At 60.1% G+C, this 11,626-nt stretch carries 10 protein-coding genes and 1 pseudogene; 8 read left to right on the plus strand and 3 right to left on the minus strand.

What is annotated here, in order from left to right:
* Window position 1 precedes the first annotated feature (1 nt).
* From O3S81_RS20585 to O3S81_RS20605, 5 genes and pseudogenes are all read left to right on the plus strand, one after another.
* On the plus strand, window positions 2–2,065 hold the full coding sequence (locus O3S81_RS20585) for a hydantoinase/oxoprolinase family protein (protein WP_269346186.1): 2,064 nt from the start codon (window positions 2–4) through the stop codon (window positions 2,063–2,065).
* A 12-nt stretch (window positions 2,066–2,077) separates the two neighbouring features.
* Entirely contained in the window at window positions 2,078–3,754 is a 1,677-nt protein-coding gene (locus tag O3S81_RS20590; RefSeq protein WP_269346188.1) for a hydantoinase B/oxoprolinase family protein, read from the plus strand.
* A gap of 9 nt (window positions 3,755–3,763) precedes the next feature.
* The gene (locus O3S81_RS20595; protein WP_269346190.1) at window positions 3,764–4,570 is read left to right on the plus strand and encodes an SDR family oxidoreductase; all 807 of its coding nucleotides are present in this window, start codon (window positions 3,764–3,766) and stop codon (window positions 4,568–4,570) included.
* 12 nt (window positions 4,571–4,582) lie between these two features.
* Window positions 4,583–5,284 carry an HpcH/HpaI aldolase family protein gene (locus O3S81_RS20600; protein ID WP_269346192.1) on the plus strand — a complete coding sequence of 234 codons (702 nt, stop codon included), beginning with the start codon at window positions 4,583–4,585 and terminating at the stop codon, window positions 5,282–5,284.
* Window positions 5,285–5,495: 211 nt separating this feature from the next.
* Window positions 5,496–5,698 (plus strand): annotated as a pseudogene (locus O3S81_RS20605) (L-idonate 5-dehydrogenase); the annotation flags it as partial.
* Between the two features lie 46 nt (window positions 5,699–5,744).
* Here the strand turns inward: O3S81_RS20605 and O3S81_RS20610 are convergent.
* Entirely contained in the window at window positions 5,745–6,626 is an 882-nt protein-coding gene (locus tag O3S81_RS20610; RefSeq protein WP_269346193.1) for a LysR family transcriptional regulator, read from the minus strand.
* Between the two features lie 95 nt (window positions 6,627–6,721).
* Here O3S81_RS20610 and O3S81_RS20615 point away from each other — a divergent pair, with 95 nt between their 5' ends.
* The 3 genes from O3S81_RS20615 to O3S81_RS20625 all read left to right on the plus strand — a co-directional run bounded on the left by O3S81_RS20615 (window position 6,722) and on the right by O3S81_RS20625 (window position 9,046).
* Window positions 6,722–7,390 carry a DsbA family protein gene (locus O3S81_RS20615; protein WP_269346194.1) on the plus strand — a complete coding sequence of 223 codons (669 nt, stop codon included), beginning with the start codon at window positions 6,722–6,724 and terminating at the stop codon, window positions 7,388–7,390.
* 29 nt (window positions 7,391–7,419) lie between these two features.
* Window positions 7,420–8,028: an NAD(P)-dependent oxidoreductase gene (locus tag O3S81_RS20620; RefSeq protein ID WP_269346321.1), complete on the plus strand. Its 609-nt coding sequence runs from the start codon at window positions 7,420–7,422 to the stop codon at window positions 8,026–8,028.
* A 112-nt stretch (window positions 8,029–8,140) separates the two neighbouring features.
* The gene (locus O3S81_RS20625) at window positions 8,141–9,046 is read left to right on the plus strand and encodes an MBL fold metallo-hydrolase (protein ID WP_269346195.1); all 906 of its coding nucleotides are present in this window, start codon (window positions 8,141–8,143) and stop codon (window positions 9,044–9,046) included.
* Window positions 9,047–9,484: 438 nt separating this feature from the next.
* Here the strand turns inward: O3S81_RS20625 and O3S81_RS20630 are convergent, their stop codons facing one another.
* Window positions 9,485–10,807 (minus strand): D-serine ammonia-lyase, encoded by a 1,323-nt coding sequence (locus tag O3S81_RS20630; protein ID WP_269346197.1) that lies wholly within the window; start codon window positions 10,805–10,807, stop codon window positions 9,485–9,487.
* A gap of 47 nt (window positions 10,808–10,854) precedes the next feature.
* A complete protein-coding gene (locus O3S81_RS20635) occupies window positions 10,855–11,613 on the minus strand; it encodes an amino acid ABC transporter ATP-binding protein (protein ID WP_269346199.1) in 759 nt (252 codons plus the stop codon).
* Window positions 11,614–11,626: the final 13 nt, after the last annotated feature.

Genomic DNA, 11,626 nt, shown 5'->3' on the forward strand with positions numbered 1-11,626 from the left:
AATGGCAAAACTGGCTTTCGATACTGGCGGTACCTTTACCGATTTCGCGCTTCTGGACGACAGCGGCGAACTTCACCTCCATAAAGTCCTGAGCACGCCGAAAAATCCGGCCGAGGCCGTTGTCCAGGGCGTATCGGAACTGCTCGAAAAACACGGGGATGCGATCGCGATCGAGAACCTGCAGGTACTTGGCGCAACCACCGTCGTCACCAATGCCGTGCTGGAGCGCAAGGGCGTCGAAACCGGTTTCGTCACCACCGATGGCTTTCAGGACATGCTGCGCATCCGCAACGAGGGGCGTTACGATCTCTACGACCTGAACATCAAATATCCCGATCCGCTGGTCACCCGCGCCAACAGTTTTGGTGCCGAAGAACGCATCGCAGCCGATGGCGAAGTCATGACGGAACTCAAGGAAGAAACCGTTCGTGAGATTGCCGGGCGGCTGAAGGAAAAGGGTATCCGCTCGGTGGCGGTCTGCCTGCTGCACGCATACAAATATCCGCAGCACGAGCAGCGCGTCGCCGCCCTTCTGCGCGAGCAAGACCCTGACATTTTCGTGTCGCTGTCTTCCGAGGTCTGCCCGGAAATGCGCGAATTCGACCGCGCCTCGACAACGGTGGTCAATGCCTATACCCGCCCGCAAATGTCCGGCCATGTCGCCCATCTGCAGCGGGAATTTGCGCAAAAGGGCATCGACCGGCAGGTGCTGTGGATGACCTCTTCGGGTGGCCTTGTGCCGAGCCGCCGCGCCGCCGAACTTCCCGTGCGCCTGATCGAATCCGGCCCCGCCGCGGGTGCCGTCGCCGCCGCCGAATTCGGCCGCACGGCGGGGGAAGCGAGCGTGCTTTCCTTCGACATGGGCGGCACCACCGCCAAGCTCTGCCTCATTCCCGATGGCGAACCGAATGTCGGCACCGATCTCGAAGTCGCGCATTACCAGCGCTTCCGAAAAGGGTCTGGTTTTCCTCTGAAAATCCAGTCGATCCAGATGATCGAGATCGGCGCCGGCGGCGGATCCATTGCGGCCAAGAACCCGCTCGGCCTTCTCGATGTCGGCCCGCATTCCGCCGGCGCCATGCCGGGGCCGGCCGCCTATCAGCGCGGCGGAACCGAGCCGACGGTGACCGACGCCGATATTCTGCTCGGTTACATGGGAACGGAATCCTTTGTCGGCGGCTCGTTCAAGGTGTCGAAGGACGCCGCCCATGAGGCGATGTCGAAACTGGCCACTTCTCTCGATGTGTCCGTCGAACGCTGCGCCTGGGGCATCCATGATCTCGTCAATGAATCCATGAGCAAGGCGGCCGCCATGCACGCGACCGATCTCGGCGTCGATCCGCGCTCTTTGCCGATGGTGGCTTTCGGCGGCGCCGGCCCGGTGCATGCCTATGGCATCGCCCGCAAGCTCGGTATCTCCCGCATCATCTGCCCGACCGGCGCGGGCGTCAGCTCCGCCATCGGCCTGTTGATCGCGCCGGTCGCCGTCGATCTCTCCGCAAGCCATCCGATGGCGCTCGATGCCTGGGATATCGATGCGATGAACCGCCTGCTCGATGATCTTTCCGCTCAGGGTGCGGAAGTCGTTTCGGCCGCCGGCGTTCCGAAGGAGACGATCGGCAATCGTTATACCGTGGACATGCGCCACGTGGGACAGGGACACGAGATCACGGTGGTGCTTCCCGACCGCAACCTGCCGAAGGACCTCTTCCTCGAAGAATTGCGCGGCAGTTTCTTCAAGCTCTATCGCGAATTGTTCGGCCGCACGGTGGCCGCACCGCTGGAAGTCATCACCTGGCGTCTGCGCGCCAGCGGCGAGAAGGATCAGGTCACCCGGCCGCATGAAACCGTCGTTGCCGAAGCCCGGAAGGGCAGCCGGAAGGTCTATTTTCAGGAGGCGGGCGGCTATGTCGAGACCTCGGTTTACGACCACTACAAGCTGCCGGTCGGCCACGAGGTGAAGGGGCCTGCCATTGTGGAACAGCGTGAATCGACGGCTGTTGTCGGGCCGAGCGGCACCTTCCATGTCGATGCCCACGGCAATCTCGTGATCAACATTCTCTAAGGGGGCAGTCAGATGTCGAAACCCGCAACCGATTTCAACGATCCGATCAACCTTCAGGTCATGTGGAACCGCCTGATCTTCATCGCGGATCAGGCCGATAACGTGCTCGGCAAGACGGCGTTTTCGCCGATCGTGCGCGAGAACCATGATTATGTAACGGTACTTCTCGACAGTAAGGGCAGGGCGCTGGCACAATGCACCTGGTCGATCCCGGTCTTCATCACCTCGCTGCCCGCGGCGGCGCAGAAATATTTCCTGCCGAAGTTTCCAGTCGAGATGCTGGAAGAGGGCGACGTTCTCGCCACCAACGATCCGGAAATCGGAACCGGCCATCTGCCTGACGTGACGATGATCACGCCGATCTTCAAGAACGGCAAGGTCGTCGCCTATGCGGGATCGATCGCCCATCTTCCCGATATTGGCGGCGCGCCGCTGCATTCGGAAGCCAGCGACATTTTTGCGGAAGGCATCCGTTTCCCCATCGTCAAGCTGCTGAAAGCCGGCGTTCCGAACGAGGACGTCTTCGATATCATCGCAGCCTCCGTCCGCCTTCCCACGGAAGTGCGCGGCGATCTGGAATCGATGATCGCCGCCAACAATGTCATGGGCCGCGAACTCGTCAAATTCCTCGATGAATACGGTCTTGATGATGTCGATGGACTTGCCGATGCCATCCACACCCGTTCCGAGGCGCAGACGCGCAAGGCAATCCGCGAATGGCCGAACGGCACCTATTCCGCCGAAGTCCTGCTCGATGGCTACGATGTCGACGTCAAGCTGAAAGCCTCGGTGATCGTCAGGGACGATTCCATCCATGTGGACTATACCGGTACGTCGGATCAGGTCCTGCACTCGATCAACTGCCGCACGAACTACCGCTACGCCCATTCGGTTTACGCGCTGAAATGCCTGCTCGATGCCGAAACGCCCAATAATGAGGGCTGCATCGTTCCGATCACCGACGAGGCGCCGCTCGGCTGCATCCTCAATCCGCAGGAATGGACGGCGGGTAATTCGCGCAACCTCATCGGCCACGTCATTCCCTCGCTCATCTTCAAGGCGCTGGAAGGCATCGTGCCGGAAAAGGTGCTGGGCGACAGCGGCGGCGCGCCGATCTGGGCAGCCAATTGCGTCGGCCAGCGTAACGATGGCACGCAATACGGCTCCGTGCAGAATTTCCATGGCGGGCAGGGCGCGCGTGCCGAATTCGACGGGCTGGATACGCTGAGTTTCCCATCCAACTGCAAGGTCACGGCCATCGAAATGTTCGAGGTCGCCGTGCCGGTGTTGACGGAATGCAAGGAACTCATTGCCGATTCCGGTGGCGCCGGCAAACATCGCGGCGGCCTTGGCCAGCGCGTCGTTCTGCGCAATCTCGGCAGGAACCCGATGAACATCTATCTGGCATCGGAACGCGTCCGCCACCCCTGCTTTGGCGTGGTGGAAGGCCAGAGCGGTTCCGCCGGCAAGGTGATGAAGCAGGGCAAGTCGCATTTCCCCAAGGGTAAGGTCGTTCTTCAGACCGGCGAACGTCTGGAAGTTCAGACGCCCGGCGGTGGCGGCTGGGGCAGGGCCAGCGAGCGCTCGCGCGCGCTGATCGAACAGGATATTTCCGAAGGTCTGGTAACCGCGAAGGCGGCGAAAGAAATCTTCGGCTATTCTGGCGCCATTGCTGCCGCCGCCGAATAGGAGATGAGCATGGGACTGCTGAACGGAAAAATTGCGCTGGTAACCGGCGCCGGTTCAGGCATCGGCCGCGAAACCGCAATCCTGCTGGCGAAAGAAGGGGCGACGGTGGTTCTGACCGGCCGCCGTCTCGATCCGCTGCGCGAGGCCGCGGAACTGATCGAGAAGAAGAAAGGCAAGGCCATTGCACGTACGCTCGACATCGCCTCGCGCGAGGCGATCTTCGACACGGTCAAGTCGATCAGCGAGGCCGTCGGTCCCGTCGATATTCTGGTCAACAATGCCGGTTCCGCCAGCAAGGTGCTCAACGCCCGCTTCATCGGCGAGGAGGAGTGGAACGCCACGATCAACGTCAATCTGACGGCCGTGTTCAACCTGACGCAGGCGGTGCTGCCGGAAATGATCGCAAAGGGCGAGGGCACCATCATCACCGTCTCCTCGCTCGCTGCCCTCAATCCCAATCTTCTGGGCGGCGTGGCTTACGGTGCTGCAAAGGCGGGCGTGAAGAACTTCATGACCTTCCTGCATAATACCTATCGCAACCAGGGTATCCGGGCGACGACCATTCTGCCGGGCGAGACGGATACGCCGATCATGAACAACCGCGCGCGGCCGCCTCTCAAGGAAGAACGCGCCGTGATGATGGATCCGCATGACGTGGCCCGCGCCATCGTGCTCTGCGCCAGCCTGAACAAAAGCGCTGTCATTCCGGAACTGCACATCTGCCCGACCCATATGCGTGACACGTCGAAGGATATCGAAGTCGCACGCTGGGTGGGCGCACCGGACGATACGCCGGATATGCCGAAAAAGAACTGAGGAGAGACATCCATGAATGGAGCCAAGCTGCGCGCCCGCCTTGCGGCAGGTGAAGCTATCAGCATGTTCACCCCGCACCATACATCGTCTGGCCTTTCCGCCCGGCTGGTGGAACTGGGCGCGGACGCGGTCTTCCTCGATTGCGAACACGGCACATGGAGCTTCGAGGATGTACGGGCGACCGGGCAGGTGGTGCGCTCCGTTGGTGGCGCTGCCATCGTGCGCCCGCATTCGCATGAACGGCCGCTCATCATCCGCTACCTGAATGCCGGTGCTGATGGAATCATGGTGCCGATGGTCGGCAATGCCGACGAGGCCCGCGCGATCGTCGATGCGGTACGTTACGCCTTGCCGTCCGATTATGACAAGCGGTTGGTCATCGCCATGATAGAGACCGTCGATGCGATCGACGCTCTGGACGAGATGCTGACGGTCGAGGGTATCGACGTCTTTTTCATTGGCCCGGGAGATCTGTCCCAGGATATGGGATACCCGCCCGCGCCGCCATTCGGCGAGCCGCGCCCGGAGGTGGTGATGGACAAGATTACCGTCGCCGTCGACAAGATACGCTCAGCTGGAAAGATCGCGGGAACGCTTGCAACGCTGGAAGAGCTGCCGCACTGGCGCGAGCGTGGGGTCCAGTTCTTTTACGTGCATTCCGATCCGTTTTTACGCCGTGGCATCGCTGCCGTGAAACAGATTCTGGCAGGGTAACTCTGCAAGACCTTTCCTTTTTCGAACCTTCGGGCTTTTGTGACGAGCTCGTCGCAGGGCTTTGGTTTGGCGCGTGCCGAGAGGCTGTAGGTGCATGGCGCCGAGGCGGGTGCTGAAGGGTCACGACAAGACGAAGCTTGTACGGTGGTCTATCGCGGGAGAGCATTCAAACTGTGTTTCGGGGCAGAACATTGCAATCCGATTGACACACAGGAACATGGTGTTCGTCAAGGAAATCGAAATGCAGGGCACCTTCCGCTTCCGCGAGAAATTCGCCCTCGCGGTCGACCTGATCGGCAAGCGCCGCGTCGACCTCAAACCGCTGCTCATCGCCATCTTCCCCATCAACGACGCCGTCAATGCCTTCGAAACCGCGACAGAGCAAAATCAATGAAGGTCCAGCTGGCTTTCTGATGAGATCATCCCGCGACCTGGCAGGAGCAATCTGAACTCGAAGGTCCTATGCGTCCGGTAGCCGCGCTGCCAAGAAGTCGATAAGCGCCCGTGCCGCCATGGGAAGATGCGTTCGGGAAACATAGAGAGCGTAGATGCCAAGGGTGCTCGGCTCCCACTCAGGCAAGACAACCGCCAGCCTACCCGCATCAACCTCCTGATCGGCGGCAAAACAGGGCAGCATTGCGATGCCCATGCCGGACAGCGCGGCACGTCGGAGAGCGATGGCGTCGTTGGTCTGGAAAGCTCCCCCCACAGCAACGACGACCTGCGTTTCGAAATTCTTCAGCGACCATTCCGCTCCTCCAAGGCGGGTGTAGGTGAGGCACCTGTGGTCGTCGAGATCCTCTGGTCCCGATGGAGTTCCGAATTCCTTGAGATAACGGGGCGAGGCATAGAGCCTGGACGGGCACTGTCCCAGCCTTTTCGCGATCAGGGATGGGTCCAGGTGGTTAGCGATCCGTATCGCCACGTCGATGCGATCCTGCACCAGGTCGACCGCCCGATCGGAAATCTGCAAATCGACCTTGATGCGCGGATAGGCGTCCGCAAATTCGGAAAGAAGCGGGACGAGCTGTGCCTCGGCCAGGATGCCCGGTGCCGTCACCCGAAGAAGGCCGTGCGGAGTATTGGCATGCCTCGCGACTTCCGTCACCGCGTCGGCAACGCGCACGATTTCCTTACACAATTCGAGAACGCGTTCTCCGGCGGACGTCAGGCTGAGCTGCCGCGTCGTGCGGTGGAGAAGCCTTGTTCCCGACCAGTCCTCCATGGACGCTATATAACGTGATGCCATCGCTCGGGACATGCCGAGCTCCTCGGCCGCGCCAGAAGCGCTTCCACGCTCGACGGTCTTCAACAGAACTTTTGCTGCGATTATACGGTCCATTTATTTGCTCGATTTATGCAACATTCTGTCGATGACTTTGGCGTATATCTTCGATGCGCGCAACATTATGTTCTCCTCAACACAAGGAGATCGCAATGCCCCCCGACATCGAACTTCAATATTTCTTCGATCCTTTCTGCGGCTGGTGCTACGCAAGCGCACCCGCCCTAGCATGTCTTGCCGATAAGTTCTCAGATCGCCTCAGGATGCGTCCGTCCGGCCTTTTCGTCGGAGAGAGGCCGATCTCATCGATCGCCGATCATGCATGGCGCAACGATCAGAGGATCCAAACTCTCACGGGTCAGCGTTTCTCCAAGGAGTACCATGAAAACGTCCTGCTGGCACCGAACGGCATTTTCGACTCAGGACCTGTGACGCTGGCGCTCACAGCACTCGGGGAACACGATACAAGGCTCGAGCCCCGTTTCCTGCATGCCGTCCAGATCGCGCGCTATCTCAAGGGGCGCAACACGTCCAACATCCAGGAAGTGGCGTCAGTCGCTGTTGAGGTCGCGGCCGAGCACGGCCTCGAACTGGCCGCTGAAACGTTCGCCGAGAGGCTCCGGGACGATTCCGACCTTAGGGAACGCACTCTGGAGCGGATGGAAGAGACCCAGCGCCAGATGAGCGTCCTCGGCATTCGCGGTGTCCCGCAGCTCGTCGCCCTCGTCAGCGGCAAGGCCCACGTCCTTAGCGGCGAGGCCCTCTATCAAGGTCCGGCGCATCTCGTCTCAGCGCTCGGAGAGCTCGGTGCAGACGTATGAAACATCAATCCCAAATCCGGAGTAACATCATGAAAATCGCTCTTATCGGAGCTTCAGGTCAGGCCGGCTCGCGCATCCTGTCCGAATTGTCAGCTCGCGGCCACACAGTCACGGCTGTTGCCCGAAATCCCTCCAAGGTGTCCTCTCTCCCGCACGTCACCGCCGTTGCTGGTGACATCGAGGCCCCTGAAGCTCTCGCAGCGGTTCTGGAAGGCCATGACGCAGTCATCAGCTCAGTGCATTTCTCTGCCAGCGATCCGGACAAGCTGATTGGCGCGGTCAAGGCTTCTGGCGTTCGTCGCTATTATGTGGTGGGCGGTGCAGGCAGCCTTGAAGTTGCTTCAGGCGTCCTCCTCGTCGATACGCCCGAGTTTCCGGCGATCTACAAATCCGAAGCGCAGGGCGGCGTCGACTACCTCAACAAGCTCAAGGGTGAAAATGACCTCGACTGGACCTTCCTGTCGCCTTCGGCTGCATTCGTCCCCGGCGAGCGGACCGGCACCTTCCGCCTTGGCAAAGACCAGCTCCTGATGAACGAAAACGGCAGCAGCATTTCCTTCGAGGACTTCGCCGTTGCCCTCGCCGACGAGATCGAAGCTCCGGCCCACGTCAGACAGCGGTTCACCGTCGGCTACTAATCCGAATCCCCTTGCCGCAGCGTGGCCGACACCGTTCGGGTGTCGGCTGCGACAGGTCCCATCTGTCTCGAAGGCAGAGTTAGGCTCATCCCAAAAACCTCGGAGATCTACGATGATCAACAGACGCACCACCCTCAAAACGATCGCCACGGCCGCGGCTATCCTGATCCCTCTCGCCACATCCGGTGCGGCGCAGGAGAAGTCTCCACTGTCATGGACGGCGTTCAGGACCACCGAAGCAGGCTTCCTGCGCGCCCCGGTCCTTGTGACCGGGAAGACGGAGGCCGTCCTCATCGATTCGAGCTTCAGCTTTTCGGATGGCAAGATCGTGGCCGCTGCCATCAAGGCCAGCGGCAAGCGCCTGACCACGATCTACATCACCACCAACGATCCCGACTACTACTTCGGCCTCGCACCCGTCCATCAGGTCTTTCCGGATGCTCGCATCCTCGCTGCTCCCGACACCGTCGCACTGATGCGGAAGAAGGCCGAAGGCAAGATCAAGGCCTGGTCGCCTGTCCTCGGCGACAACGGTCCAAAATCAGTCTCCGATCTCATTTTCCCGGAGGCGAGCGACATTGACACCCTGTCAGTGGATGGCGAGAAGCTCGAAATCATCACCGCACCAGGCCTGAAGGATCGCGGTCGCTATATCTGGGTTCCGTCGCTCAGCGCCGTGTTCGGCGGCGTTTCAGTATTCGGCGGCATGTATCCTTGGGTCGCTGATCTTCCGACGGTCGATGGACGAAAGGCTTGGCGCGCGGCGCTTGACGACATACTCGCCCGCAAGCCGAAAATAGTTGTCCCGGGTCACACCACCGCCACGTGGCCGACGGATGCTTCCGGCGTCAGCTTCACCCGCGATTATTTGATCGCATTTGACGCCGAGATGGCCAAGGCTGCAGACTCCAGGGCATTGATCGCCGCCATGAAGAAACTCTATCCCGACGCAGCCATGCCGATTTCGCTGGAATTGGGTGCGAAGGTAGCCAAGGGCGAAATGATTTGGGGTCAGTGAAAAGAGAGCCGAACTCGCGGCCGCGAGTTCGGCTCTCTCGGCGTCCGGCGGGCGCAAGATGTTGTGCCGCCGAACACAGATCGGAGTGGCATCGAATTGCTTGGGGGGTATCCGAGCAATTCGATTTTGAACGTCGCTAAAGATCGCTTCGGGGTCACCCCTTCTTAGGCGATTTCAGGCTTTTCAAGTGTTGAGACGTTCTCCAACAACTGAAAGTTGGCGCACTCTCCCGAAAATGCGATCGAAAGCTCATTTCGTTCGATTCCTTCGCGAGAGCGCGGCGACTTCCTGGCTCTAGGCAATGGGGATAAGCGGCGATGTGCAGTCGACAGTCACGCCGTGTAGTCCTTGAAACGGTTCGAGCCACGATCCACCGACAACTCCTTGAGGTCGGATCCCTTCTTTGCCTCGCAAAACATGCGATGCGAAGTGAGGCTTCTACGTCACCGTTGCAGTCTGCCGAAGAAAGGCCTGGAACTGTTCTTCGGGAACATGCGAGCCGCCTGTCGTCCAAAGAACGTGGGTGCCCTTCGTCATCTTGCCGCGAATGCCTTGCTCATCCTGGAACCTTTTACCCTCTTTATGGCCGACCAGAAACCCGGGCCCTAAAAGAGCCGCTGCAGCCGATGGCTCCAACCTCTGGCCCTGGACAGTCCATGCTACCCGAACCAGCGTGAGCAGTTCGTCGTCAGCGACGGTGAAGACGCCCGCGAGTATTTCACGCATCACTGTCGCCACAAAAGCCGACATACGGGCGACGGCCATGCCGTCAGCTTCCGTCTTGTTCGTCAGCCCTACGTCGTAGACAGAGACCAGTTGTTGCGAGCCGGACATCATATGGACGAGAGCGCACGGCGATTGCACAGGTTCGACGAAGAAAGCATGTACGTTGTCACCGAATGTCGCCTTCGCTCCGAACGCCACACCTCCGGGGGCACCACCGATGCCGCAAGGCAGATAGAGGAAGAGCGGATTGTCTGCATCGACCGTGATCCCGCGTTCATCCAATTGCTCCGCCAACTCTGATGCCGCCGCGCTGTAGCCCAGGAATAGATGTTTGGACTGCTCGTCATCGACAAAATAGATGGTCGGATCGGCGTCGGCGATGTCGCGGGCCTTCTCTACGGCGATGGTGTAGTCCGCCTCGTGCTGGATGACCTCCACGCCAAGTTTCCGGAGACGCTCCACTTTCCAGGCCTTGGCATCTGAAGACATGTGGACGGTGGCTTTAAAACCTAACGCCCGTGCAGCAATACCAACGCTCAGCCCAAGATTTCCGGTGCTGCCGACGGCGACCGTGTATTTTGAGAAGAATGTCTGGACTTCTTTGGTCTTCAGCTTGCGGATATCATCGCCGTCGGTGACGAGGCCGTTGTCGCGAGCGAGACTTTCCGCAAACACGAACACTTCGTAGAGGCCGCCGCGGGCCTTGATCGAGCCTGCAACCGGGAGATGGCTATCAGCCTTGATAAAGACGTTTCCGAATTCCCGCGTGCGGTACCCGAGGGCCTCGCGGAGCTCCTTGAGCTCGACCAGTTCGGAACGGATTTCGCCGTTCGTGGATTCCAGTTCGGGAAAGCAGGCGGCAAGAAGGGGGGCCAGACGTTGCCAGTTCATGCGGGCACGCTGAACGTCCGCAGGAGAGATCGGCAGGTCCGAAGTCTCGATTGCGCCACGACGGTAAAGCGGATTGAGCCAAAGCGTGGGGCGAGCAGCGAGGACGTCGTCGCGAGCGGGGTCGGCGGGCAGTACTGCGTTCATGTCAGTTTCCAATGCTTCCGTGGATCGGGACAAGGGGGACCTTCCCGTCAGTGCTTCAGAACACGCGCGAGAAAGGAGCGTGCTCGATCATTCTTGGGGTCGTCGAAGAATTCGTCGGGCTTACCGATCTCAAGGATTGATCCCTGATCGATATAGACGACGCGGTCGGCGACTTCTCTTGCGAAGCCCATCTCATGCGTCACAACCATCATCGTTATGCCGGAAGCGGCGAGTTCGCGCATGACGTCGAGGACTTCGCCGACCATTTCCGGGTCGAGGGCGCTTGTCGGTTCGTCAAACAGCATGAGATGCGGCTCCATTGCCAGGGAGCGGGCGATCGCCACGCGCTGCTGCTGCCCCCCCGAGAGCTGCCCCGGATACTTGTGGGCATGGGCCCTAAGGCCGACGCGATCCAGAAGCTTCATTGCCGTCGCTTCGGCTTCATCCCGAGCCTTTTTGCGGACGCGCATGGGAGCAATCGTGATGTTGTCGAGCACTGTCTTGTGCGGAAAAAGACCGAACTGTTGGAAGACCATGCCGACGCCCTTTCGGATCGCGGCGAGCTCGCGTTCTCCACCGAGCCTGCGCTCTGCTTCGACAGGCATGTCGAAACCGTCAACGACGAGGCTGCCGTTCTGATACATCTCAAGGCCGTTGACGCACCGGATCAGGGTCGATTTTCCCGAACCGCTGGCGCCCAGGATTACCATGACCTCACCGCGGGTGACATAGAGATCGATGTCCTTGAGCACATGGTGAGCGCCATAGAACTTGTTCATGCTTTTCATTTCGACGATGGCATTCATCGTGGAATCTCCG

The sequence above is a fragment of the Agrobacterium sp. SOY23 genome (assembly GCF_027212525.1).
In the GTDB taxonomy this organism is placed as follows: Bacteria; Pseudomonadota; Alphaproteobacteria; order Rhizobiales; family Rhizobiaceae; genus Agrobacterium; species Agrobacterium tumefaciens_I.

Bases quoted from the DNA above. Each gene is read 5' to 3' on its own strand.
- O3S81_RS20585 (WP_269346186.1), top strand. From the start codon at position 2: ATGGCAAAACTGGCTTTCGATACTGGCGGTACCTTTACCGATTTCGCG.
- O3S81_RS20630 (WP_269346197.1), bottom strand. From the start codon at position 10,807: ATGAACGCAGTACTGCCCGCCGACCCCGCTCGCGACGACGTCCTCGCT.
- O3S81_RS20610 (WP_269346193.1), bottom strand. From the start codon at position 6,626: ATGGACCGTATAATCGCAGCAAAAGTTCTGTTGAAGACCGTCGAGCGT.
- O3S81_RS20625 (WP_269346195.1), top strand. From the start codon at position 8,141: ATGATCAACAGACGCACCACCCTCAAAACGATCGCCACGGCCGCGGCT.
- O3S81_RS20615 (WP_269346194.1), top strand. From the start codon at position 6,722: ATGCCCCCCGACATCGAACTTCAATATTTCTTCGATCCTTTCTGCGGC.
- O3S81_RS20620 (WP_269346321.1), top strand. From the start codon at position 7,420: ATGAAAATCGCTCTTATCGGAGCTTCAGGTCAGGCCGGCTCGCGCATC.
- O3S81_RS20635 (WP_269346199.1), bottom strand. From the start codon at position 11,613: ATGAATGCCATCGTCGAAATGAAAAGCATGAACAAGTTCTATGGCGCT.
- O3S81_RS20590 (WP_269346188.1), top strand. From the start codon at position 2,078: ATGTCGAAACCCGCAACCGATTTCAACGATCCGATCAACCTTCAGGTC.
- O3S81_RS20600 (WP_269346192.1), top strand. From the start codon at position 4,583: ATGAATGGAGCCAAGCTGCGCGCCCGCCTTGCGGCAGGTGAAGCTATC.
- O3S81_RS20595 (WP_269346190.1), top strand. From the start codon at position 3,764: ATGGGACTGCTGAACGGAAAAATTGCGCTGGTAACCGGCGCCGGTTCA.